We start from the raw sequence: 24,854 nt of genomic DNA on the forward strand, positions 1-24,854 counted from the left end.
TATATGAGGATCGATGACCGGCGCGCGCCGGGATAACGGACGATCCGATGGCCGACACCCCCCTGTTCCACTCCCCCAAGACCCACGGCTTCGTGCGCGTGGCGGCGGCGACGCCGGTCAGCCATGTCGGCGACCCCAGGGCGAACGCCGAGGAACACCTGACCCTGATCCGACAGGCGGCCGATCAGGGCGTGGACCTAATGGTCTTCCCGGAACTGTCGCTGTCGGCCTACGCCATCGACGACCTGCATATGCAGGCGGCTTTGCTGGACGAGGTGGAGCGTCAGATCGCGGTCATCGCCCAGGCGACGGGCGAGCATGATCTGGTCGCCGTGGTCGGCGCGCCGATCCGGAACGGCGACGCCCTGTACAACTGCGCCGTGGTGATGGGGGCGGGCGAGGTTCTGGGGGTCGTGCCCAAGACCTATCTGCCCAACTACAGGGAATATTACGAGAAACGCTGGTTCGCCCCGGCGACGGCCCGGGCCGAGGATGTGATCCGTCTGAACGGCGAGACGGTGGACTTCGCCCCCGGCCTGGTGTTCGAGGCGGTCAACCGGCCCGGCTTCGTCTTTTCGGTCGAGATCTGCGAGGACTATTGGGCGCCCCTGCCGCCCTCGACCCGTGCGGCCCTGGCGGGCGCGCGCATCCTGTTGAATTTGTCGGCCTCCAACATCGTCATCGGCAAGGCCGACGAGCGCGCCATGCTGAGCGCCAGCCATTCAGCGCGGACCTTGTCGGCCTATGTCTTCACCGCCTCGGGCTGGGGCGAGAGCACCACCGACCTGGCTTGGGACGGCCAGGCGACCATCCACGAACTGGGGTCGAAACTGGCCGAGGGCGAACGGTTCGCCCTGGAGAACCATCTGACCCTCGCCGACGTCGATGTGGACCGGATCGGCCTGGACCGGCTGCGGAACGGCACCTTCGCCGAATGCGCCCGTGTCGAGGGCGAACCGGCGACGGTCATGCCCTTCATGGCGCGCGAGGATGCGGTCGAGAGCGAGCTGATCCGCCCGCTGGACCGTTTCCCCTTCGTCCCCGACGACGCTGGACGGCTGGACCAGGACTGCTACGAGGCCTTCAACATCCAGGTCCAGGGCCTGATGCGGCGAATGACGGCGACCCAGGCCGAACGGCTGGTGATCGGGGTGTCGGGCGGGCTGGATTCGACCCAGGCCCTGCTGGTCGCCTGCCGCGCCTTCGACCGGCTGAACCTGCCGCGAACCAACATCCTGGCCTATACGATGCCGGGCTTCGCGACCTCGGACGGGACCAAGTCCAACGCCTGGGCCCTGATGAAGGCCCTGGGCGTGACGGGGACCGAGATCGACATCCGCCCCGCCGCCGAACAGATGTTCAAGGACATCGGCCACCCCTATGCGGCGGGCGAACCGGTCCACGACATCACCTTCGAGAATGTGCAGGCGGGGCTGCGGACCGACTATCTGTTCCGCCTGGCCAACCAGAACCGGGCCTTCGTCCTGGGCACGGGCGACCTGTCGGAACTGGCCCTGGGCTGGGCCACCTATGGCGTCGGCGACCATATGAGCCACTACAACGTCAACGGCGGGGTGGCGAAGACCCTGATCCGGCATCTGATCCGCTGGGTGGCCGCGCGCGAACTGGTCGGCGCCGAGGCGACCCCGACCCTGCACGCCATCCTGGACACCGAGATTTCGCCCGAACTGGTCCCGGCCAAGGAGGGGGTACTCCAGTCCACGGAAGGCACGGTCGGACCCTATGCGCTGAACGACTTCTTCCTGTACTACATCAGCCGCTTCGGCCTGAAGCCGTCCAAGGTCGCCTTCCTGGCGCACCAGGCCTGGAGCGACGCCGGCGCCGGACATTGGCCCGCGAACACCCCCGACGACGAAAAGGTCGAATACGACCTGGCGACCATCAAGGCCTGGCTGCGGAAATTCCTGATCCGCTTCTTCCAGACCGCCCAGTTCAAACGCTCGGCCCTGCCCAACGGGCCCAAGGTCGTCACCGGCGGCTCCCTGTCCCCACGCGGCGACTGGCGCGCGCCGTCTGACGGCAATGCGCGGGTCTGGCTGGACGAGCTGGACGCCAACGTCCCGGATTAAATCTCACCTCCCCGCTTAGCGGGGAGGTGGCGCGGCGCATCTTCGCGCCGTGACGGAGGGGTTCTTTCCGCATCACAGGCGTCAGTGGGGCTTCAAGAGCCCCTCCACCGCTTCGCGGTCCCCCTCCCCATTGCATGGGGAGGAGACAGCGCAAGAATCCCGCATCTCGAGTGTGGATATTCGGCGTCGCGGTCGCTAGAAGCTTCGCCATGACCGAAGACGTGACCAAAGACTCGAACGGCAACATCCTGGCCGACGGCGACAGCGTGACCCTGATCAAGGATCTGAAGGTCAAGGGCTCGGGCGGGGTGACGCTGAAGCGAGGCACCCTGGTCAAGAATATCCGTCTGACCGGCGACACCGACGAGATCGAGGCCAATGTCGACAAGGTGCGCGGCCTGGTCCTGCGCGTCGAGTTCGTGAAGAAGGCCTAACCGCCCCCTCTTCCCAAACGGCCCTCTTCCCAATTGGGACGTCAGCCGCCATCTAGCGGCCTATGACCGACACCCTCGCCGCCCCCGTTTCGACCGCCGCAACTGGCAAGATCCCCGTCACCGTCCTGACCGGCTATCTCGGCGCGGGCAAGACCACGCTGCTGAACCGGATCCTGACCGAGGATCACGGCAAGCGTTACGCCGTCATCGTCAACGAGTTCGGCGAGATCGGCATCGACAACGACCTGGTGGTCGGCGCCGACGAGGACGTGTTCGAAATGAACAACGGCTGCGTCTGCTGCACGGTGCGTGGCGACCTGATCCGCGTGGTCGCCGGCCTGATGAAGCGCCAGCGGCCCGGAAAGCCCGCCTTCGACGCCATCATCGTCGAGACCACGGGCCTGGCCGACCCCGGCCCGGTGGCCCAGACCTTCTTCGTCGACGAGGACGTCAAGGCCAAGACCCAGTTGGACAGCGTCACCACCCTGGTCGACGCCAAGCACGTGATGGCGCGGCTGGACGATTCAAAGGAGGCCCGCGAACAGGTCGCCTTCGCCGACCGCATCATCCTGAACAAGGTCGATCTGGCGACGCCGAAAGAGTTGGAGGCGGTCGAGGCCCGCCTGCGGGCGCTGAACCCGCTGGCCCCCATCGTGCGCGCTGAACGCTCCAACGTGCCGCTGGATCAGGTGCTGGGCCTGCACGCCTTCGACCTGGATCGGATCCTGGAGGTCCAGCCGGACTTCGCCAACCCGCCGCACGGCGCGGACGGCCATGTGCATGACGAACACTGCGGCCATGATCATCACGATCATAACCATGACCACGGGCATGACCATCACCACGACCATGGCCACGACGCCCATTCCCATGGCGCGCGCGGTCACGCCCACCAGGACGACATCAAGGGGATTTCCCTGTCGCTGGACCGGCCGCTGGACGGGGCCAAGTTCACGGCCTGGCTGGACAAGCTGCTGGGCGAACAGGGTCAGAACATCCTGCGCGCCAAGGGCATCATCGACGTCCAGGGCGAGAACCGCCGCTTGGTCTTCCAGGCCGTCCACATGATCCTGGAGGGCGACCTGCAACGCGAATGGGGCGAGAGCGAACGCCGCTGGAGCCGTGCGGTCTTCATCGGCCGCGAACTGGACGAGGCCGCGCTGAAGGCCGGGTTCGAGGCCTGCGCGGCCTGACGACAAGCGTCCGGGCCGAAAGGCCCGGACGGATCTCAGATCAGAACGGCAGTAGGTTGCGCTGGCGGCTGTAGCTCATGGTGCCGACATTGGCGCCCAGACGCAGGCCGACGCCGGTGCGGATCGGGGCTAGGACGATGCCGTCCGCCTGCTGATAGTTCACGCCCAGACCGGCGATCAGATAGGCCGTGCCCTCGACGCCGGGGTAGCGGCGATAGATCATGTCGGGGTGGTACAGGCCGTAGACTAGGGTGAAGACCCGGCTGGCGTTGCCGCCCCAGTCCCAACCCACCGACGCCCCCTGCCAGAAGACCTCCTGCGAGGCCGACAGATCCTTCATATGCAGGGCGCCCCGCCCGTAACGCGCGCCCACCACGACCGCGCCCGAGCCCTCCTCGCCCGCGATATAGGCGGTGGGGCGATCCCCTTGGTCGGCGAAGATCCGTTCGATGGCGCCGCCCACGGCCTCGGCCGCGATGCCCAGTTCCTTGGACCCGGCCGCGACCAGTTCGTCAAAGCTGTAGGACTGGGCCTGGTTGTCCGACCGGATCGGATAGTTGGGATTGGCCGGAGCGGTGGCGCAGGCGCCCATTGACGAGGCGCCGGCGGCGGTGGCCAGGCCGGAGAGGATCAGTTGGCGGCGATGCATGAGGGGCGCTCCGAGGGCGGCGAGAGGACAGCCGGCGGGGACGCCGGGCTTCATGTCACCGTCCCCGACCTTTGCGGCAGCCTTGCGGCTTCAAGGTTAACGGGGGCTTACGGGTTTGCCTTCCTTCTCCCCTTGCGGGAGAAGGTGGCGTCAGAAGGCCGACGGATGAGGGGTCGCTTCCTCGCCGCCTGTGTCACCCCTCGCCCGACCGCGCCAGGACGACGGCTGCGCCGCCGTGCGCGGTCTCCCTCTCCCGCAAGGGGAGAGGGAGACTGAATCAGCCCCGCAGCTTGCCGCCCTGCTTCTCCACCGCCGCCACGATCTTGGCGGTCAGAGCCTCGATCTCGGCCTCGGCCAAGGTCGCCTCGCGCGGCTGGATCACCACTTCCAGGGCGACGGACTTGAAGCCTTCGTCCACGCCCTTGCCGCGATAGACGTCGAACACCCGGACATCGGCGATCAGGGCCTTGTCGGCGCCGGCCGCAGCCCGGACCAGGTCGCCGACCGGCTTGGCGTCCTCGACCACGAAGGCGAAGTCGCGGGTCAGGGGCATGAAGGCCGACAGGTCCGCCGATCCCCGCGCCTTGCCCGACTTGCCGCGCGGCTCGGGCACAGCGTCCAGCACGATCTCAAAGCCCAGCATCGGACCATCGGCGTCCAGCGCCTTCAGCACGCGCGGGTGCAGTTCGCCGAACTCGACCATGATGTTCTTCGGCCCCAGCTGCAGCCGGGCCGAACGGCCGGGATGCCACCAGTCGCGGTTCTGACCCTGGGCCAGTTGCAGCGAGGCGACCGGGGCCCCGATCTCTTCCAGCAGGGCGGTCAGATCGGCCTTCAGGGCGAACAGGGCGTCCTCACCGGCGCCGGCCCAATGGCGGGCGGCATGCGGGGCGACCAGGGCGGCGATGACCGTGCGCTGATCCTTGGGACCGTCGCCCAGATAGATGGGGCCGATCTCGAACAGGGCGGCGTCGGCGAAACCGCGCGCGGCGTTGCGCGCCGCCGCCTGGATCAGGTTCGGCAGGGCCGAGGGCCGCATACAGTCCAGATCGGCCGCGATGGGGTTCTCCAGCACCAGCCGGTCGTCCCCACCGCCGAACAGGGCCGCCGTGGATTGCTTGGTGAAGGACCAGGTGACGGCCTCGGCGTAACCCAGGGCGGCCAAGGCCCGGCGCGCCGTGCGGACGCGGGCCTGGCGCGGGCTCAGCACCCCGCCGGCGGGCCGGGCGACCTCGGGCAGGGGCGTGTCGGGCAGGCTGTCGAAGCCCTCGATCCGCGCCACCTCTTCCACCAGATCAGCCCGGCCCTCGACGTCGCGCCGCCACGATGGCGGGGTCACGGTCCAGGGCTCGACCTGACCGGCTGGCGCGGCCGTGACCAGGAAGCCGAGTTGGCCCAGGATGGTCCCGATCCGGTCGTCGTCCAGGTCCATGCCGCTGAGTCGTTTCACATAGGCGGGGTCGAAGGCGAAGGGCGCCGGACTGGCCGGCGGCTCGCCGACGAAGACGATCTCGGACGGCTCGCCGCCGCACAGGTCCAGGATCAGGCGGGTGGCCAGCTCCAGCCCCGGCGTGACGGAGACCGGATCGACGCCGCGCGCGAACCGGTACTGAGCGTCGGAATGGATGCCGAGCGCCCGGCCGGTCTGGGCGATCACCAGTGGGTCGAACCAGGCGCTTTCGACGAAGACGTCGGTGGTGGTCTCGTCGCAGCCGGTGCTCTCGCCGCCCATAACGCCGCCCAGGCCGATGGGGCGCTCGCCCCCGGCGTCGGCGATGACGCAGTCGGTCGCGGCGGCCGCATAGGTCTTGCCGTCCAGGGCGATCAGATGCTCGGGCTCGCCGCCCTCGATATGGGCCGTCCCGGCCGAAACCTGCCCGCCGCGCACCACAATCTCGGTCCCGACCAGCTTGGCCACATCATAGACGTGCAGCGGCCGGGCGCGGTCATAGGCGATCAGATTGGTCACATCGACCAGGCGGTTGATCGAGCGCAGGCCGATAGCGGTCAGGCGTTTTTGCAGCCAGGCCGGCGACGGCCCGTTCTTCACGCCCCGGATCACCCGACCAGCGAAGACCGGGCACATCTCGGGCGCGTCCAGCCTCACAGTGATCGGCGACGGGAAGGCCCCGCGCACCACGGCGATGTCGAAATGCTTCAGCTTGCCGACGCCGGCGGCGGCCAGATCCCGCGCAATGCCGGCGACGCCCAGCCAGTCGGGCCGGTTCGGCGTCACTTCGAAGTCGATGACGGGTTCCGCGCCGAACAGGCCGGCGACGGGCGTCCCCACCGGAATCTCCGGCGGCAGTTCCTGGATGCCGTCGCTCTCATCGGCCAGCTCAAGCTCCGAGGCCGAGCACAGCATGCCGTTGGACACCAGGCCGCGCACCGGCTTCTCGACCAGGGTCACGCCCAGGCCGGGCACATAGGCGCCGATGGGGGCGTAGATGGTGGTCAGGCCCGCGCGCGCGTTGGGCGCGCCGCAGACGATCTCCTTCACGCCATCGACCGTCTCGACCTGACAGACCTGAAGCCGGTCGGCGTTGGGGTGGCGTTCGGCCGACAGGATCTTGGCCACGGTGAAGGGCGCCAGTTTGGCGGCGGGATCGAGAACCTCTTCGACCTCCAGCCCGGCCATGGTCATGGCCTCGGCGATCTGATGGACGTCGGCCTCGGTCTCGAGGTGGTCTTTCAACCAGGAAAGGGTGAACTTCATGCGTTGGGCGCGCCCCCGAGGGCCTTAATGAACTGATCGATAAATTCGTCTGTGCCGGTGAAGCCCATCCCGAAGAAGACGCAGCGGTCGAACTTGCAATTCTGCATGGCGATGGTGCCCACCACCTTCTGCGGGCTGACGGGGCGCAGCACCAGGCTGCGCAAGTCGCCGCCGTTCTCGCCCATGTTGCAGCCGTCGAAATGGACGCCGCTGAGGGCCAGAAGCACGCCGGGGCCTTCGATGACGCAGCTGGTGAAGGTCTTGTTTTCGATCAGCGACCGATTGGTCGCCTCGACCGTCTGCCGGTACAGGCTGAACAGCGGGAAGGTCATGCCCTCGTAATGGCTGCGCTGGGCCAGATCGTCCGGCACGACCACTTGGCGGCGCTGGACGACGGGGTTCTGCTGGAAGGTCATCAGCTCAGTCCGCTTGCAGGATTGGGGGCCGAAAAGGCCGAGAAGCCGTAGTGCGCCAGCCAGCGCGTATCGGCGTCGAACATGGGTCGCAAGTCGGGCACGCCGTATTTCAGCATGGCCAGGCGATCCACCCCCATGCCGAAGGCGAAGCCCTGATACTCATCCGGGTCGATGCCGCAGTTCCGCAGCACATTGGGATGCACCATCCCGCAGCCCAGGATCTCCAGCCAGTCGTCGCCGGTATTGAACACCAGTTTCCCGCCCGAACGGTCGCAGCGGATGTCCATTTCGGCCGAGGGTTCGGTGAAGGGGAAATGGTGCGGGCGGAACCGCGCCTGAACCTCGTCCAGCTCGAAGAAGCGGGCGATGAAGGTCTGAAGCGTCGTCTTCAGATGGCCCATATGGATGTCGCGGTCGATCACCAGGCCTTCGATCTGGTGGAACATCGGCGTGTGGGTGGCGTCAGAATCCTTACGGAAGGTGCGGCCCGGCGCGACGATGCGGATCGGCGGCTTTTGCGACATCATGGTGCGGACCTGCACCGGGCTGGTGTGGGTCCGCAGCACCTTGCGCTCGCCCGTCTCGGGATCGGGCTTCAGGAAGAAGGTGTCGTGCATTTCCCGCGCCGGATGTTTGGGCGGGAAGTTCAGGGCGGTGAAATTGTGGAAGTCGTCCTCGATGTCCGGGCCTTCCGCCACCGCAAAGCCCATCTCGGCGAACAGGGCGATCATCTCGTCCATCACCTGCATGGTTGGGTGGACCCCGCCCGTGCGACGCGGCCGGGCCGGCAGGGTCAGGTCGACGCGCTCGGCCTGAAGCCGGGCGTCCAGCTCGGCGGCTTCCAGCTCGGCCTTCTTGGCCGTGATGGCGGCGGCGACGCGGTCGCGCAGGCCGTTGATCATCGGCCCCTGTTCGCGGCGTTCGTCGGGGCTCATGGCCCCCATGCCCTTCAGCAGGCCGGAGACGGAGCCGGACTTGCCCAAGGCGGCGACGCGCACCTCTTCGAGGGCGGCGACGGTTTCGGCGCCGCCGATGGCGTTGATCAGGTCGAGTTCGAGTGTGGCGAGATCGGTCATTTGGCCCGTGCCTTAGCGGGCCGAAGCGGTTTCGTCACCCTTGAAGGCGCACGGCGGGCCTGATCAGGGCGCGGAGGCGATGGCGGCAAGCTGGTCGGCCGGCGCCTTGTTGGCCGCGACGATCCAGGCGGGCGGTTCCGGCTCCCAGCGAATGGGTTTGCCGTCCGTGCTGTTCCAGCGGTGCAGCCACGAAATTCCGTTGGCCCGGACATAACGATCTTCATGCGCATAGATCGGGTCCGACAGGGCCTCTTCCAGAGTCACGAACCGATAGCCGCGCGCCAGATAGAGGGCGTGGATCTGCGGATAATAGACCTGGTTCAGGCTGTTGGCGTGCAGCAGCAGGACCTGGGCCGGCTCGCGCCCGCCGGTCAGTTCGGCGCTATAGGGTTCGAAGAAGTCCAGCACCGTGGTCATATGGGCCACATAGGCCTCGCCGATCCGGCGCTTCAGCGCCTCGTCGCCCAGCCGCTCGGCCTTGCGATAGACGTCGGCGAACATCCAGTCGTTGTTGTCCAGGGTGACGGGCGCGACCGTATAGCCGCGCTGGGCCAGGCCGGCGGCGATGGCATCGTGCTTTTCCTGGGTCTCGCCGGTGAACAGATAGGGGTGGCGGAACCAGTGCAAGGTTTGGCCTCGCGCCTCCAGCGCCGCCCGCGTGGTCGGGGCGCCCGCATCGACATCGGCCAGATAGGCCTCGGCCGTCGTGCGGTGGATATTGATGTGGCTGAAGCTGTGGTTGCCCAGGTCTAGTCCGCCGTCCAGCCAGACGTTCAGAGCCGTCGGCAAGGTCGAGACCCGGGTCGGCTCGCACACCTTGCCCTCGTTGACGAAGGCCGTGCCATGGGTGTCCAGCGGCTCGAGCATGGCCACGAACTCCGTGGTCAGCCGCATCATCTGTACCGGATCGCACAAGGCCGCGTCCGCCGCCTGATAGGGCAGATCGTCGAACGTCACCGCGACCCGTCGCTCCTGCGCGAGCGCCGGCGTGGTCAAGGCCAAAGCCAACATAAGGCCGAGGATCGGAACACGTGTCATCATGCACTCAGCCTAGCCCAAACTGCGGCAGGCGAACACTCAAGCAGTATTCCGTCTGAATGCGGACGACTTGTCCGAAACGCGCCGCGAAAGGTTCATGATCGGCAAAGCCGTTGTTAAATATCCCCCGTTAAGCCCTCCCTCGTGGACATGAGGGGGGCCGAATGCCGCTGATTGGTGATTTCGTTGACTTGATCGCGCCGGTGGCTCCGTCCACCCCGTGCGCCGAGGTGTTTGACCGGTTCCAGACCGAGCCCAACACCCTGGCCCTGGCCGTGGTGGCGGACGACAACCGACCGGTCGGCATCATCGAGCGCAACGCCTTCACCCTGCGGATGGCGGCCGAGTTCGGGCGCGCGCTCTACGCCAAGAAGCCGGCCGAAAGCCTGATGGACCGCAACGCCCCCATCGCCGAGGCGGCGACCAGCGCCGAAACCTTCTTCCAGGCCTATGGCGCCGCCGAATTGGGCGCCCTGCTCAGCGGCTTCATCGTCGTGGCCGACGGGCGCTATCTGGGGGTCGGGACCGCGCTTCAGGTCGTCCAGGCCGGCGCCGCCCTGCACCGCCAGCGCGCCGAGGAAATGGGCGCCCTGGCCCGCGACCTGGCCTATGCCGAGGCCGAGGCGGTCGCCTCCAGCCGCGCCAAGTCCGAGTTCCTGGCCGTGATGAGCCACGAGATCCGCACCCCGCTGAACGGCGTGCTGGGCGTCGCCGCCCTGATGGAGAAGAAGCTCGAACAGGAAGAACTGCGCCCCTATGTCCGCACAGTCATCGATTCCGGTCAGAGCCTGCTGCGGTTGCTGACCGACGCCCTGGACATGTCGCGCGCCTCTGCCGGGATGCTGACCCTGGAGGAAGAGCCGCTGAACCTGTCGGCCGTCGCCTTCGACATCGACGCCCTGTGGCGGGCCCGCGCCGAAGAGAAGGCGCTGAGCCTGACCGTCCGCACAGACTTCGAGTCCAGCCCCTGGGTCCGCGCAGACGGCATGCGGATCAAGCAGCTGCTGAACAATCTGGTCGGCAACGCTCTGAAATTCACCCAGACCGGCGGCGTGGTCGCCACCCTGGCCAGCCGCACGACGCGCGACGGGCTCCGGGTCGAACTGACCGTGGACGACAGCGGCCCCGGCGTGCCCGAGGCGGCGGCCGCGACCATCTTCGACCCCTTCAACATCGGCAAGGCCGGGCGCGAGGGCGCCGGCGCCGGTCTGGGTCTGGCCATCTGCCGCCAGATCGCCGAGCGAATGGACGGGACCATCGGTCTCAGCGTGGCGCCTCTTGGCGGTGCGCGGTTCCATGTCGTCCTGCCGCTGAGCGCCTGCCCGGCCGACGAAGTGGGCGCCGCCCCGCCCATGGCCGAGCCGACGCCGCACGACACGCTTCATGTGCTGGTGGTCGACGACAACCCCACCAACCGTTTCGTCGCCGCCAAGCTGCTGGAGATGTTCGACTGCACCGCAGAAATGGCCGAGAACGGTCAGGAAGCGCTGGAAGCCGTTCAGGCCCGGCCCTTCGACCTGGTGCTGATGGACATCAAGATGCCGGTGATGGACGGGGTCGCCGCCACCCGCGCCATCCGCGCCCTGCCCGGCCCGGCCTCGCGCCTGCCGATCCTCGCCCTGACCGCCAACGCTGACGAGCGCGACGAGCTGGACTATATCGCCGCCGGCATGAACGGGGTGGCGCAAAAGCCGATCCAGCCCGACGCCCTGCTGAACGCCATGCGGCTGGTTCTGGCGGACGCCGAGATCGACCGCCCGGCGGAACCCCCGGCGGAACCCATGACCGAGACTGCAGCGGCCTGATGTGAAAACGAAGAACGCCCGCCCCGGCGAACCGGAGCGGGCGTTGATCTTTGCCGTACCGGCCTCGACTTAAGCGAGAGCGGCGCGGACCTTGTCAGCCACAGCCTTGAAGCCGGTAGAGTCGGCGGCGATCGCGGCCAGAACCTTGCGGTCCAGTTCGATGCCGGCCTTGTTCAGGCCGTTGATGAACTGGCTGTAGGTGAAGCCTTCGATACGCGCGGCGGCGTTGATGCGCTGAATCCACAGGGCGCGGAAGTTGCGCTTCTTGGCGCGACGGTCGCGATAGGCGTATTGCCCAGCGCGGTCGACGGCGGCCTTGGCCGTGCGGATCGTATTCTTGCGGCGGCCGGAGAAGCCCTTGGCCTGCTCCAGAACCTTCTTGTGCTTGGCGTGCGAAGTTACGCCACGTTTAACGCGAGCCATGTCGCTATTCCTTCAAATTCTTTGGGTTGAGATCCGTCGTACAGCGCGCGCCGATCAGGCGTACGGCATGTAGGACTTGATCTTCTTGGCGTCGGCGTCGGCCATGACCGAGGTGCCGCGGTTCTGGCGGATGTATTTCGAGTTGTGGCTGATCAAGCGGTGACGCTTGCCCGCAACCCCGGCCTTCACCTTGCCAGTGGCCGTGAATTTGAAGCGCTTCTTGGCGCCCGACTTTGTCTTCAGTTTCGGCATTTCGATCTCCTTTTTGGAGGGCTACCGTCCTTCGGACTACTTGAGCCCGACGACTTGACCTTCCAGAGTTTAAGAACCGCCTAGGCATGCCTATTCGCCCGGCGGTTCGGTACGCGAAGGCGCGGCTTGTAAGCGAAGACGCCCCGCGACGCAAGACGAGTCAGGACAAGGACTTGGCGGGCGCATTCGCCGCGCCCTGACCTCGCCGGATCGCCCGCCCGGCGTTCAACGCCATCACCGCCGCCGGAACGGTCAGCAAGGCGCCGACCAGGAACGGCCAGTCATGCCCCAGGCCCGAGAACAAGGCCCCGGCGACCATGGGCCCGAAGATGCGCGCCACCGAGCTGGAGGCCATGTTCAGCCCCAGCATGGCGCCCTGTCGGTCGGGCGGGGAGGCCCGGCTGATCATGGCCGAGATATTGGGCATGGCCAAGGACATGCCGCAGGCGCCTAGGGCCATGACGATGGGAATGACCCAACCCTGGACCACCGGCAGGGACAGACCGCCCAGCTCCAGCCTGGTCGCGGGGAACCACTCGACCGGCGCCAGCACCTGCAGCACCAGCGACGCCCCGAACAGCAGCATGCCGGTCGCCAGGACCCGCGCCTCGCCGAACCGGCGGGCCAGCCGCCCAGCGAAGAAGCCCTGGTTCAGCGTTGACACCACGCCCACGATCATGAAGCTCAGCCCCACCTCCCGCGCGCCCCAGGCGTAGCGGCTCTCGGACCACAGGCCGAACACGGCCTCCATGGCCGAGAAGCCGGCCATATAGATCAGGGTCACGATCAGGACCCGCGACACCACCGGATTGGTCCGGGCGTCCTTCAACCCCGCCAGGAAGGGCGGACGCGCCGCCGAAGGATCAGCCTTGGCCCGGCTTTCGCGCAGGAAGACCATCACCCCGACCGCCGCCAAGGCCGCAAGGGCCGCAGCCAGGAAGATCGGCAACTGATAACCCAGCCGCCCCAGCTGCGGCTGGGTCAGCAGTCCGCCCAGTCCCGGCCCGACGATGAAGCCCAGGCCGAAGGCCGCGCCGATCAGCCCCATCCGACCCGCCCTCTGCTCCGGCGGCGTCACATCCGCCACATAGCCCTGCACCGTCGAAATATTGCCCGCCCCCAGTCCGGTGAACAGCCGCACCGCGATGGCCAGCCAAATGTTGGGCACGAAGGCCAGCATCAGATAGCCCAAGGCATTGGCCACAAGCGTGACCAGCAGGACCGGCTTACGACCGATCCGGTCGGACAGCCGCCCCCAGAAGGGTTCGGCGAAGAACTGGCCCAGCGAATAGGCCGAGAACATCAGGGTGATCTGCCAGGCCTCGGCCTTCAGGCTTTGGGCGAAGAAGGGCAGCAGCGGCACCACCAGCCCGAACCCGACCAGATTGATGAAGACCACCGAGAACAGCACCGCCAGGGCAGGGGCGCGAACGGCGGGAGGCGTGGACGGCGTCTGGGTCATGCTCCAGGCTTAGCGCGACGCTTGGCCCGCGAGAAGCGCCGTCGCGCCGCCTCCCTTCAATCCCTCAGTTTGGCCCCACGGGATTGTTCGCTTCCAGGAACCGCACCGTCTCGCGCAGCATCTGCTGACGGGTGTCGGCGCGCGACAGCCAGTGGTCCTCGCCTCTCAGCTCGATGAACTCCACCGGCTTGCCCGCCCGGCGCATGGCCTCGGCCATGACCCGGCTCTGCTCGATCGGCACCACCGTGTCGTCCCTGCCGTGGATCAGCAACAGGGGCCGGTCGACCGTCTCGGCCAGCAGGGCCGGCGACAGGGCGTCCAACGCCCGGTCGTTCAGCCGCGCCGCCCCCATGAACCGGTTCCAGTAGCGCACCGTCTGACTGTCCTTCCGGCCCTCCTGCCGCGCCTCCCAGTTGACCATGCGGCGCAGGTCGGACACGCCGGCGACGGCCACGCCGCAGCGATAGACCCCGGCGTCCAGCGTCAGGCCCGCCATGGCCGCATAGCCGCCGTAGCTGGCGCCGACGATACAGACCCGCTCGGGATCGATGATCCCCTCGCCCGCCAGCCAGCGCACCCCGTCCGACAGATCGGTCTGCATCTTGCGCCCCCACTCGCCATAGCCCGCCTCCATAAAGGCCAGGCCATAGCCGGTGGAGCCCCGGAAATTGGCCTGAAGCACCGCATAGCCCCGCGACGCCAGGGCCTGGGCCCACCAGTCGAATCCGGCCTCGTCCTGCGACGCCGGCCCGCCGTGCGCCAGCACCACCAACGGCAGGCCCGACGGATCTTCGACACCCGGCGGCAGAGTCAGATAGCCGGGGATGTCCAGCCCGTCCGCCGCCGCATAATGGATTGGACGCATCTCGCCGACCTGATCGGACGGGATGTCCGGATAGGCTTCGGCCAGGATGTCTGCGGCCCCGCGCGTGAAATCGACCAGCTGATACAGGCCCGACTCGTCGTTGTCGTTGAAGACGACAATCAGATTCTGCCGGTCGTTCCAGGACACCAGGCGCGGCCTCTTGTCTTTAAAGGCCCGTTCGATCGCCCCCCACCGCCGCGCCGCCGCCGGCTCTATGAACTCGTAATGCGTGCCGTCCTCCTCGGTACGGCCGCCGCCGATCAGCAGACGGGTGCGCGGATGGTGAACCAGAAAATCGGGATGATGTTCGAACGGCAGCCGGCTCCACTCTCCGGTGTCCACATTGACCTCGAACAAGACGTCGGCCGTCTCCGAATCCTCGTCCTCGGCGGCCAGATCCGGCCGGTCCGCGCCGACGACGATCGTGCGCGGCGTCCGGCCCATGCCCATCAGACTGGGCGTATCGACCGGCGCGTCCACCGCCCAGGACTCGCTGAACCCATGCCCCTTGGGCAATCGCAGAGACCACCGCCCGCCGCGCTCGACGTACCGAGCCATGGCGATCACCTTGCCGTCGCTGTCCAGCACATAGTCCTCGATCTCGCGATCCATGGATTCCACCGACCGCCCCCGGCCGGTGGTCAGGCTGATCCTATGCAGGTCGATCTGGCCGGTGGTGATGTTGAAGCCCCGCGCGAACAGGGTGGGGCCCTCCTCGGTGCTGCGGATCGACGCCGGGCCGATCAGAACGGCCAGGACGTCCGGCGTACGATCCAGCACCTGGACCAGCTTCTTCTTCTCGAGGTCCAGCACCTGACCGAAGAACAGCTCCCGGCGGGACACGCCCAGCAAGGGGATGCCTTGCGTCTGAGAGGTCACGACCAGAACATGCCCCTCCCCGATCCAGCGCAGATCGCGAACCTTGGCGTCGCCGACAGCGGCGGCGAACAGGTGCTCCCCCGTGGTCATCCGCGTCACCGCGATGGCGCGGATCTCGCCCACGACCGTGATTCGGGCGATCAGATCGCCGCTGGGCGAAACCTCCATATATTCGACCGCCGGCGTGGCGCTGTAGGCCTCCAGCGGCGGCGGAGACGTGCGCCCGGGGGCGGCCTCCGACTGAACCTGCGCAGCCGCACTGCCAGCGCACAGAACCATCGCGATCGCCATGGCGACCGCCTTAACCCCCGAACTCAACACCACGCACGTCCTCCCCCGAGCCGAGCCCCACTTTCAGCCGCCCCACGCGCGGGTTGCAAGAGGTCCGCCCCCAACGCGCGAAAAAGAAAAGCCCCGACCGGGTCCGGTCGGGGCTCTTCAGATCAGCGATGGATCTTATCGATCAGCGCGGGGCCAGGATCATGATCATCTGGCGGCCTTCCATCTTGGGCGAGAACTCGACCTTGGCGACTTCCTCGAAGTCGGCCTGGACCTTGTTCAACAGCTTCATGCCCAGTTCCGGGTGCGCCATTTCACGACCGCGGAAGCGCAGGGTGACCTTCACCTTGTCGCCCTCGTCGAAGAAGCGGTGCATGGCCTTGGCCTTCACCTCGTAGTCGTGGGTGTCGATGTTCGGACGGAGCTTGATTTCCTTCAGCTCGACGACCTTCTGGCGCTTGCGCTGCTCGGCCTTCTTCTTCTGCTCCTGGAAACGGTGCTTGCCGTAATCGAGGATCTTGGCCACCGGCGGTTCGGAGGTGGAGACGATCTCGACCAGGTCCATCCCGGCTTCCTCGGCGGCTTCCAGAGCGGCGGAGGTGGGCATGACGCCCTGCTTCTCGCCATTCTGATCAATGAGCAGAACGCGAGGGGCGCGGATATCCTGGTTCATACGCGGCCCGTCTTTCACGGGTGGCGCTTGCATGGGACGGCGAATGGGCGTCGTTTCCTTATGTGGTCAAAGAAGGCGTGTGTCGTGATGAGCGAATGCACGCGGCTGTCGCCACGTTCCCCTCAAGCCCGCAATATGCGCCGGGAAGCCCGGTTTTTCAAGGGTTCGCGGGCGTTCCGGCGATATAGGCGTCGTGCAGCGCCAGCACCGCATCGAAGACATGATCGACGCTCAGATCCTCGATGGGGGCGAACTGGCCCCGCGTCTCGTTGGAGGCCGCGGTCCGCGTCTTCGCCCCCCAGGGACCATACAGCCACCACTCGGTCGGGCCGAACAGGCCCAGTGTCGGCCGCCCCAGGGCCGCGGACACGTGCATCAGGCCGGAGTCATTGCCGACGAACAGATCGGCCCGATCAATGGCGGCGGCCGAGGCCAGAATGTCGCCTTTGCCGACGAAGTCGATGCCGCGCGCGCCTGCGGCCTCCAGCGCGGGTGTCGCCGGCGGCCGGTCGCCCGGCCCGCCCACCGGCATGAACCGCCAGCCGTCGAAGCGCGGCTCGGCCTTCAGCTTCTCCACCAGGGCGCCCCAGCGGTCGGCGGGCCAGCTCTTGCCCGGCTGGTGCGCGATGGGGGCCAGGGCGATTATAGGACCAGGGCCCGCGCCGCCGGCCCACTGCGGATCGATGACGGCGGCAGCCTCAGCCCGCGCCTGATCGTCCAGGAAGATTTCGGGATCCAGCGGCGTCTGCGACCCCATCAAGCGCGACACCATCTCGACCTTGCGCAGCCCCGTCTCCCAGGAGCGATTGTAGACGATGCGCCGTTTCGCCGGGACCAGATAGCTCAGCGCCGAGCCCCGGATGTCGATCACCAGGTCCCACCGCGTGCCGACCACCTGTTTCCACAGATCGACCCAGTGTCCGGCCATCTTCTTCTTGTCGAGCACGATGGTGCGCACGACGCCGGGCGCCGAGCGGAAGAAGGGCGCGGGCGGCCGACCACAGGCGACGGTGATCTGCGCCCCCGGAACCTGACGCGCGATCTCGCGGATCACGCCCGAGGAGATGACGCAGTCGCCGATGCGATTGGAGGTGACGAACAGGACTTGGGACATGTGGCCTTATCGACCGCCTTGACGGAAGATCAAGTCGCTATTGCTTGGTTTGCTTGAACCCGCCCGTTGCTTCAGAGGTCGGAGATCTTAGCTCTCGGGCCATCGTGTCCCGGATCTCATCGAGCGCCGATGCGCTGCTTGTCTCCAGGCCCGCCGCCACGAGCGCATCGCTCAGGTGACGCGCCATGTCAGCAAGCATCACCCCCCAAGCCCTTGCTTCCCGGAATTCACTGTCTCGGTACGTCCCAACGTTAAGGACGCAATGGAGACCACGTTTCGCCACCCAGACCCGAGCCATTTCCACGGACATTTCGTCCTCCAGCGCAGCAGGGGGAATTCCAATTGATTTCATCGGCGTCTCTCACGACACGAGGAGGGAACAGGCAAATTCGGACGCTCCATGGAACACCTTACACGCCCCGATGGCGAGACGCTCGCCTTCAAATGTATCGACGGCTCCGGCCCGACTGTGATCTGGATCGGCGGCTTCCGTTCGGACATGGAGGGGACCAAGGCCCTGGCCCTGGACGCGGCGGCGCGCGAACGCGGCTGGAACTTCATCCGCTACGACCATTTCGCCCACGGCCAGTCCTCCGGCGACTGGCGCCGGGCCACCATCGGCCGCTGGCGCGAGGATGCGGTCGCCCTGATCGACGGCCTGTCCGGCCCGATCATCCCGGTCGGCTCGTCCATGGGCGGCTGGGTCTCGCTGCTGGCGACCCTGGCGCGACCGGAGCGGATCAAGGGGCTGGTCCTGATCAACCCGGCCCAGGACTTCACCGAACGGCTGATGTGGCCCGGCCTGGCCGATCACGAGCGCCAGGCCATCCTGCGCGAGGGCGAGACCCTGATCGTCGAGGAGGGCCTGGGCGAATACGTCCTGACCCGGCGCATGTTCGAAGAGGCGCGCGACTGGCTGCTGCTGGACGGCGTCATCGACATCGCCGCCCCGGTCCACATCCTGCAAGGCCGCGCCGACGACGTGGTTCCCTGGCGTCACCAGGTCGAACTGATCGAGCGGCTGACGGGCGGCGACGTACGCCTGGATTTGATCGAAGGCGGCGACCACCGGCTGTCCACGCCCGCCGACCTCGACCGGCTGGTGGCGGCGGTGGAGGGGATGCGGGCGTAGAACTCCCCGCCTTGCGATGGCGGGCTATTTCCCGCCCGTCAACGCACCGTACAGATCCGTCCGCCGATCCCGGAAGAAGCCCCAGGCCGCTCGGTACTTGTCCAGCTCATCCAGGTCGAAGCGGTGCACCAGCACCCCCTCCTCCTCGGCGCCCAGACTCTCGACCAGTTCGCCCTGCTGATCGGCGATGAAGGAATGGCCGTAGAAAGTCTGGCCGACCTCGGTCACCGTCTCATGCCCGATCCGGTTGGCCCCGACGACGGGAACCGCATTGGACACCGCGTGCCCTTGCATGGCCCGGCGCCACGGCTGGGCCGTGTGCAGGGCGGCGTCATGCGGCTCGGTGCCGATGGCCGTCGGATACATCAGGACGTCGGCGCCCATCAGCATCATCGCCCGCGCCGCCTCCGGAAACCACTGATCCCAGCAGATGCCGACCCCGACCTTGCCGAAGCGCGTCTTCCAGACCTTGAAGCCCGTATCCCCCGGCCGGAAATAATATTTCTCCTGATAGCCCGGCCCGTCGGGAATGTGGCTCTTGCGATAGATTCCCAGGGCCTCGCCGTCCGCATCCAGCATGACCAGCGAGTTGTAATATTGTGGCCCGTCCTTCTCGAAGATCGAGACGGGAATGGCCACGCCCAGGTCCTTGGCCACGGGCGCCATGGCCGTTACGCACGGATGCTCGCGCCATTCATAAGCCTGGGTGAACCAGTGCTCCTCCTGCGAGACGCAGAAATACGGTCCCTGGAACAGCTCCGACGGCAGGATCACCTGCGCGCCCTGGCCCGCCGCCTCGCGCACGAAGTCGATGGTCTTGGCGATGTTCGCCTGCATGTCCTCGCCATACGAGGTCTGGATGCCGGCGACGGAGATGGTGCGGGTCATGCGGGCTCCTGCTGGGAGATGCAGTGGAACGAGCCGCCGCCGGTCAGGATGGCCTTGGACGGAAGCGGGATGATCTCGCGATCGGGGAAGGCGGTCGCCAGGGCCTCGCAGGCGAACCGCGCGGCCTCGTCGTCGCCATAGGTCGGCACGATCACCGCCCCGTTGGCGATCAGGAAGTTCATATGGCTGGCCGGGATCGGGCGTTCGTCCTCGTCCAGCACCAGGCCCGGCGACGGGATCCTCAGCACACGGATCTTGCGTCCCGCCGCGTCCGTCATGCCCGACAGATCGCGGGCCGTGGCGTCATAGACCTCGGCGTTGGGGTCGTTCCGCCCCCAGGCGACAGGACAGGCCACGACGCCCGGCGCGACGAAGCGGGCCAGGTTATCCACGTGACCGTCGGTGTGGTCGTTCAACAAGCCGTCCCCCAGCCACAGCACAGACTTGGCGGAGATGGCCGTCTCCAACGCGGCGGTCGCGACCGCTTCGTCCTTATTCCAGGCCGGGTTGCGGTTCGGGTTCAGCAGGCACTGGCGCGTGGTCAGGATCGTCCCCTCTCCGTCGTGATCCAGCGACCCGCCCTCCATGACGAAGTCGTTCCAGGTCAGGGCCACGCCCGAATGTTCGCCGATCTGGCCCGCGACCAATTCGTCGCCCGGCATGTCATATTTCCCGCCCCAGCCGTTGAACCTGAACGCCGCCGCGGTCTTGGATCCCGCGCCGAAGATCGGTCCGGTGTCGCGCAGCCAGATGTCGCCGAACTCGCCCGGCACCACTTCGACGTTCTCGACGCCCTCAAAGCGCGCCTGGGCGTCCGCCAGCACCTCGGCCTTGCCGACCATCAGCTTGACCTGTTCACGCCCCGGCCCGGCCAGGGCCCGCACCAGGCCCTCCACCTCGTCCTGCGCCTGTTCCAGCGCCTCGAACCAGTATTCCGCATGACTGGGCCAGCCCACCCACATGGCGCGGTGCGGAGCCCATTCGGCGGGGATGAAAGCGGTCATCGGCGAACTGATCCTGTCTGTGTCCCGGCGGCGGGTCCCGGGAGGAAACGCGAGCCGCGCCATATGGCCTCTCCCGCCCCCGACTTCAACTTCGGGCGGCATCATCATCCCGGGGGCAAAGAAAAAGGGCGGCCCGCGAACGGACCGCCCTTCGTCGTTTCAGTCTTGGCTAGGCTTAGAAGCTGTAGCGCAGGCTGGCCATGATCGTCCGCGGCGCCGAGATGTTGGCGAAGGGACGGCTGTAGCCCGGCTGGCCCACGACCGACGACGTGGAGGTGCCCAGCGAGCCGTAGTAGCGCTCGTCAAACAGGTTGATGACGTTCAGCTGCAGGTAGGTGCCTTCCAGACCCAGGGGCGCGAAGTCGAAGCGGGCATCCAGATCGACGACGGTGTAGGCGTCGACCTTCTGGTCGTTGACGTCGGTGACCCAACGCTCGCCGACGTACTTGCCCTGGATGGCGGCCGAGAAGACGTCGTTGAAGTCATAGGCGACGCGCAGACCCAGGGTCTCCTTCGGCGTCTCGACAACTTCCTTGCCCTTGGTCAGCGCGATCAGGCTGGAGGAGATGTTGACGTTCTCCTTCAGTTCGCTTTCCAGCAACGCCAGCGAGGCGAAGATGCTCAGCTTGTCGGTCGGCTCCCAGCCCAGCGAACCGTCGAAGCCGTAGGATTCCACGGCGCCCACGTTGCGATCAACGTTAAAGCCCAGGTCCTGATCGTAGGAGCTGACGATCCGGTTCTGATAGTCGGTGTGCCATACGGCGGCCGACGCGATCAGGCTCGAGGTCTGGAAGCGGTAACCCAAATCGAAGGTCTTGGTGTTTTCCGGCTGGACGTCGGGGTTGCCGATCGAACCATTGGCCAGACGGGTCACCGAGTACAGGCTGTCCGTGCGCGGGGCCGACAGACCTTCAGCGTAAGACGCATAGATCATGTTGGCGCCGAAGCGGTAGGTCGCGCCGACATTAGGCAGCACATCATCATATTTCAGTTCGCGCGAGTAGGGCGCGATATACTGCGTCGCGCCAGTCGCAGCGAAGGTCACGTTGCCGTTTGCCAAGGTGGCGTTCGGGACCTCGGTGGTGCAGCGAACGCTCGACGAAGAGTTCTGCGAGTAGCAGTACTGGTTCAGCTCGCGTTTGAAGAAGGGCGCACGAACACCGATGTTGATGCGCAGGGCGTCATTCATGAAGTCGCCCCGGTATTCGGCGGCGAACTGGTTCAGAGTCGCATAGGACAGGCGATCACGGGCGCGCAGATAGAAGCCGTCCAGGTTCGTGATGCGGTTGTCCTTGTCGTCGAGACCACCGAACCAGTCTTCAAAGCGCGGGTTCGACGGATCACCGAAATCGACCGCGCCATAAGCGCCGGTCTGACGGTGGCGACCATAGTCGAGCGTGTAGGCCGCACGCAGTTGATGATCGTCGCTGAGATTCCAGATCAGCGAGCTGTTGATGCCGTAACGGTAGGTGTTCGTATTCGAGGGCGTCATCACGCGGACAGTGTCCAGCGTATCGCCGTCGCCGTTCAGATCAACGCCGCCAGTCGTCCGGGTACCGCGGAGCAACGCATTCGTTTCCGTCAGCGTCGTTTGCTGACCGCCGCCGTTGGCCTGGGTGTACTGGAACGAGGGATCGAAGGTGAAGGTCAGGCCTTCAGCCAGCGTGAACTTCGAGTTCAGGCGGATGTTGCCCGTGTCTGAAGGGTTGATGCGCAGGCCGTAGTAGGCGGCGGCGACGGTGCTGGACGTGTTGCTGTCCACATCAGCGACGCCATTGCGGAAGGTCGGAGCGACATAGTTGGCGCTGTAATCGACGTTCCAGCCAAACGGGCTGGTTTCGACTTCAGCCGGCGTGACGACACCGTTGGCAGCCGTCGATTCGAGGCTGGGGCTATAGTAGGCGAAGTTGCGGTTCTCGTTATAGTGAGCCGACAGAGCCACGAAGTCGCCGTTCGAGCTGATCGGCTGATAGATGCGGAAGTTGTACTGGGTCTTCTTCAGGTCGCCCTGACCCTTGAACTTGTCATACTCTTGGCTGGAGACGGCGAACCAGGCCGAGGTGCCCCACGGGCCGAACTCGCCGGTATCGACCAAGGCCATGATGCGGCGGAAGTTGAAGTCGCCCAGCGACCCTTGAACCCAGCCGCCAAAGTCCGTGGCGGGACGACGCGACACATAGTTGATGGTGCCGCCGGTGGCCGAAGCCGTCGGGCTGTCCACGTCCGTCGTTCCGGTATTGACCGAGGCGCGCTCGATCAGTTCCGGATCCAGTTGTTGGTTGGTGTAGCTGGCGTAGTTGCCCGTGTCGTTCAGCGGAATACCGTCGAAGGTCAGCGAGACGCGGTTGCCGTCAAAGCCGCGCAGACGAATGTTACCGCCCGACGAGCCGTAGGGATCGTTGTTGGTGAAGTTCAAACCAGGCGTCAAGTTCAGCGTCTGAACGATAGTCTGGCCGGCAGCCTGGGTGGCGATGAACTCTTGCGTCACGGTCGAACGGGTCTTACCGGCCGTTTCGGCGACGATGGTGCCATCCGTGGTGCGCACGCCGCGCACGCCGGTGACGACGACTTCCTGGACTTCCGTGGCTTCCGTACCGGTCGATTGCGCCGAGGCGGCGCCCGCGCCGGCCATGACGCCGACGATGGCGGTGGTCGCCCAGAAGAGGCGCTTGCGGTTGATCATTGCATCTATCCCCAGATGGAGGCCGGACGGGCCCAAAGGCGACAGGCGGGGTCGCCTGCCGAAATCTGGCCCCATCTACGTCCGCCATTGCAACACCAGGCGACAGTTATACGACAGTGATATGACAGGCCACATCTGTGGCCAGATCGCAACATTCATGCCGCTCTATGTCGGATTGGTTAGAAATTCCGCCCGAACATATCCGCCACGCCGTGCGCCGTCCGCTCAATCGCCCGGGGTTCGTGGAAATTGCCGTTCACCTGGCTTTGAGCGATCACATGGGCGCGGAAGCGGGCGAAGAGGGCCGGATCGGGCGCTTGGGGCGCCGCCCAGAAATCGTCCAGCGATTGCTGATCGGTCAGGCCGTCAAAGTCGAAGAAGGCGTCGCCCACCACCTTGACCGGGGTCTGAAAACCCAAGGCTGACAGGGCGGCGCTGGAGTTGTTCACCACCATGCCGCGCGAGGCCCGGCACAACTGGGCCAGATTGCCGCCGTCGATGAAATCGACCCGGCCTTGCAACCCCCGTTCTATGACCAGCCGGCGGGTCACCGCCGCCAGATCGATCACGCCGGGATCGAGCGGGTGATTCTTGACCACCAGCCGCGCCTGCCGGGGCGCATGAGCCGCAAAACTGGTCATCACGCCGGCGAGAAAGGCCGTGTTGTCTGGATAGCGGGAATAGCGAAGCAACTGCGCGTCGCCCTCCCGCTGAAGGCAGGCGATGAAGAAGTCGCCCCGTGGCGCGATGACGTCCACCTGGCTGGCGACGGGCGACTGAAAGGCCAGTCCCAGATAGCGCCGGATATGGCCCAGGCACTGGGCGAGGGGCGAAAACGTGTAGTGGTTGGAATATCTTGGAAACAGCAGCCGCCCCAGAGCTTGGACCACATGGTAGGTGCTGATATTGACCACATGATAAGGCAAAATCCGTCCAACAGGGACAGGCTCGGGCAGTTCCGGCGCCGGCGCTCCATAGGCCTGCTTAAAACGTGGCAGGCCGCTGGACCCATTGACCCCATTCCGTTCCACGGTGATCCAGTCGGGACGGAAATAGCCGTTTTCCAGCACCCAAACCCTGGCCGCCAGGCCTTCGGCGGCCGACAGCACGGCGCGATTGTAGGGTCCGCCCTCGCCGAACAGGATGACGTCGGTATAGCCCGCCGTCATTTCCGCCAGCCGCGCGCCCCAGGCTTCTTCTCCGCCCTTGAACACCACCCCGCCGCTTCGCCGCCATTCCATTGCGTCGCCGGCGTTGAAGATCATCCGCCGCACGGTCGCGCCGCGCGCCTCCAGCACCTTCGCCAGGAGGGCGCTGAAGCGTCCGAACGGCGCGGATACGATCAAAAACCGCCGACCGTGAAGACCGGCTTGGTTCGTAGATGACGTAGGGGGGAACCAATTCAGCGCGGTGGAATCGCCCGGGCCGATAGGAGGTGACGAAGGCGACGGCCTTGTTCGGGCCTGCACATAAGACGAAACCTGAGCGCGAAGTCTGTAACGACGCTGTCGACGCGTCGATACGGATTTAGCGGTGGGGCGCGCATCCACCATCAGACATCTCTCGATTGCACGGCGCCGCTCCGCAGGGGCGTACTCGCCAACTCTGCGTCTTTCAAATCACTCGCGAGAGACCCCATCATCTCGGTCACTGTGACTTTTCCAACGGAACCGTTCAACCCATTTTGGGCCTCGCCCGAGAAGATATCTTCGATGGCGAAACATAAGACACACAATCAAAAGCCGCCGCCTCCAGAAGGAGGCGGGGGGCTTCGCCGTCATCT

21 protein-coding genes are annotated in these 24,854 nt (G+C 66.3%); 5 read left to right on the plus strand and 16 right to left on the minus strand.

Annotation, left to right across the window (positions count from 1 at the left end; genetic code table 11):
- Nucleotides 1–47: 47 nt before the first annotated feature.
- The 3 genes from PKE72_RS01990 to PKE72_RS02000 all read left to right on the plus strand — a co-directional run bounded on the left by PKE72_RS01990 (nt 48) and on the right by PKE72_RS02000 (nt 3,717).
- Nucleotides 48–2,090 (plus strand): NAD(+) synthase, encoded by a 2,043-nt coding sequence (locus PKE72_RS01990; protein WP_271163793.1) that lies wholly within the window; start codon nt 48–50, stop codon nt 2,088–2,090.
- Nucleotides 2,091–2,299: 209 nt separating this feature from the next.
- Nucleotides 2,300–2,524 carry an alkylphosphonate utilization protein gene (locus tag PKE72_RS01995; RefSeq protein WP_008263608.1) on the plus strand — a complete coding sequence of 75 codons (225 nt, stop codon included), beginning with the start codon at nt 2,300–2,302 and terminating at the stop codon, nt 2,522–2,524.
- 62 nt (nt 2,525–2,586) lie between these two features.
- Nucleotides 2,587–3,717 carry a CobW family GTP-binding protein gene (locus PKE72_RS02000; protein ID WP_271163794.1) on the plus strand — a complete coding sequence of 377 codons (1,131 nt, stop codon included), beginning with the start codon at nt 2,587–2,589 and terminating at the stop codon, nt 3,715–3,717.
- Nucleotides 3,718–3,757: 40 nt separating this feature from the next.
- Here PKE72_RS02000 and PKE72_RS02005 read toward each other — a convergent pair whose 3' ends face one another.
- From PKE72_RS02005 to PKE72_RS02025, 5 genes are all read right to left on the minus strand, one after another.
- The gene (locus tag PKE72_RS02005; RefSeq protein ID WP_271163795.1) at nt 3,758–4,366 is read right to left on the minus strand and encodes a DUF1134 domain-containing protein; all 609 of its coding nucleotides are present in this window, start codon (nt 4,364–4,366) and stop codon (nt 3,758–3,760) included.
- Nucleotides 4,367–4,643: 277 nt separating this feature from the next.
- Nucleotides 4,644–7,082, minus strand: coding sequence for a phenylalanine--tRNA ligase subunit beta (gene pheT, locus PKE72_RS02010; RefSeq protein WP_271163796.1), 2,439 nt, complete (start codon nt 7,080–7,082; stop codon nt 4,644–4,646).
- Nucleotides 7,079–7,498 carry a hypothetical protein gene (locus PKE72_RS02015; RefSeq protein ID WP_271163797.1) on the minus strand — a complete coding sequence of 140 codons (420 nt, stop codon included), beginning with the start codon at nt 7,496–7,498 and terminating at the stop codon, nt 7,079–7,081. The genes pheT and PKE72_RS02015 overlap by 4 nt, the downstream gene beginning before the upstream one ends.
- The gene (pheS, locus tag PKE72_RS02020) at nt 7,498–8,574 is read right to left on the minus strand and encodes a phenylalanine--tRNA ligase subunit alpha (protein ID WP_271163798.1); all 1,077 of its coding nucleotides are present in this window, start codon (nt 8,572–8,574) and stop codon (nt 7,498–7,500) included. The genes PKE72_RS02015 and pheS overlap by 1 nt, the downstream gene beginning before the upstream one ends.
- Nucleotides 8,575–8,637: 63 nt before the next feature.
- The gene (locus PKE72_RS02025; RefSeq protein ID WP_271163799.1) at nt 8,638–9,615 is read right to left on the minus strand and encodes a polysaccharide deacetylase family protein; all 978 of its coding nucleotides are present in this window, start codon (nt 9,613–9,615) and stop codon (nt 8,638–8,640) included.
- A gap of 161 nt (nt 9,616–9,776) precedes the next feature.
- Here PKE72_RS02025 and PKE72_RS02030 point away from each other — a divergent pair, with 161 nt between their 5' ends.
- A complete protein-coding gene (locus PKE72_RS02030; RefSeq protein ID WP_271163800.1) occupies nt 9,777–11,417 on the plus strand; it encodes a response regulator in 1,641 nt (546 codons plus the stop codon).
- Nucleotides 11,418–11,486: 69 nt separating this feature from the next.
- Here PKE72_RS02030 and rplT read toward each other — a convergent pair whose 3' ends face one another.
- The 7 genes from rplT to PKE72_RS02065 form a co-directional block, all read right to left on the minus strand.
- Nucleotides 11,487–11,840 carry a 50S ribosomal protein L20 gene (rplT, locus tag PKE72_RS02035; protein ID WP_271163801.1) on the minus strand — a complete coding sequence of 118 codons (354 nt, stop codon included), beginning with the start codon at nt 11,838–11,840 and terminating at the stop codon, nt 11,487–11,489.
- 54 nt (nt 11,841–11,894) lie between these two features.
- The gene (rpmI, locus tag PKE72_RS02040) at nt 11,895–12,092 is read right to left on the minus strand and encodes a 50S ribosomal protein L35 (protein ID WP_003166435.1); all 198 of its coding nucleotides are present in this window, start codon (nt 12,090–12,092) and stop codon (nt 11,895–11,897) included.
- 160 nt (nt 12,093–12,252) lie between these two features.
- Nucleotides 12,253–13,554, minus strand: coding sequence for an MFS transporter (locus PKE72_RS02045; protein ID WP_271163802.1), 1,302 nt, complete (start codon nt 13,552–13,554; stop codon nt 12,253–12,255).
- A 64-nt stretch (nt 13,555–13,618) separates the two neighbouring features.
- Complete coding sequence (locus PKE72_RS02050) at nt 13,619–15,589, minus strand: S9 family peptidase (protein WP_271163803.1); 1,971 nt, start codon at nt 15,587–15,589, stop codon at nt 13,619–13,621.
- A 172-nt stretch (nt 15,590–15,761) separates the two neighbouring features.
- Entirely contained in the window at nt 15,762–16,283 is a 522-nt protein-coding gene (gene infC, locus PKE72_RS02055; protein ID WP_271163804.1) for a translation initiation factor IF-3, read from the minus strand.
- Nucleotides 16,284–16,407: 124 nt separating this feature from the next.
- Nucleotides 16,408–17,364 (minus strand): glycosyltransferase family 9 protein, encoded by a 957-nt coding sequence (locus PKE72_RS02060; protein WP_271163805.1) that lies wholly within the window; start codon nt 17,362–17,364, stop codon nt 16,408–16,410.
- A gap of 37 nt (nt 17,365–17,401) precedes the next feature.
- Nucleotides 17,402–17,716 (minus strand): DUF5076 domain-containing protein, encoded by a 315-nt coding sequence (locus tag PKE72_RS02065; protein ID WP_271163806.1) that lies wholly within the window; start codon nt 17,714–17,716, stop codon nt 17,402–17,404.
- Nucleotides 17,717–17,764: 48 nt separating this feature from the next.
- On the opposite strand from PKE72_RS02065, the gene PKE72_RS02070 reads away from it, so the two are divergent.
- Entirely contained in the window at nt 17,765–18,496 is a 732-nt protein-coding gene (locus PKE72_RS02070; RefSeq protein ID WP_271163807.1) for an alpha/beta fold hydrolase, read from the plus strand.
- Nucleotides 18,497–18,520: 24 nt separating this feature from the next.
- Here PKE72_RS02070 and aguB read toward each other — a convergent pair whose 3' ends face one another.
- The 4 genes from aguB to PKE72_RS02090 all read right to left on the minus strand — a co-directional run bounded on the left by aguB (nt 18,521) and on the right by PKE72_RS02090 (nt 24,417).
- Entirely contained in the window at nt 18,521–19,384 is an 864-nt protein-coding gene (gene aguB / locus PKE72_RS02075) for an N-carbamoylputrescine amidase (protein WP_271163808.1), read from the minus strand.
- Nucleotides 19,381–20,388, minus strand: coding sequence for an agmatine deiminase family protein (locus tag PKE72_RS02080; RefSeq protein WP_271163809.1), 1,008 nt, complete (start codon nt 20,386–20,388; stop codon nt 19,381–19,383). The genes aguB and PKE72_RS02080 overlap by 4 nt, the downstream gene beginning before the upstream one ends.
- 175 nt (nt 20,389–20,563) lie before the next feature.
- The gene (locus PKE72_RS02085) at nt 20,564–23,071 is read right to left on the minus strand and encodes a TonB-dependent receptor (RefSeq protein WP_271163810.1); all 2,508 of its coding nucleotides are present in this window, start codon (nt 23,069–23,071) and stop codon (nt 20,564–20,566) included.
- Between the two features lie 179 nt (nt 23,072–23,250).
- Nucleotides 23,251–24,417: a capsular biosynthesis protein gene (locus PKE72_RS02090; RefSeq protein WP_271163811.1), complete on the minus strand. Its 1,167-nt coding sequence runs from the start codon at nt 24,415–24,417 to the stop codon at nt 23,251–23,253.
- Nucleotides 24,418–24,854: the final 437 nt, after the last annotated feature.

The sequence above is a fragment of the Brevundimonas intermedia genome (genome assembly GCF_027922165.1).
Classification (GTDB): domain Bacteria; phylum Pseudomonadota; class Alphaproteobacteria; order Caulobacterales; family Caulobacteraceae; genus Brevundimonas; species Brevundimonas intermedia.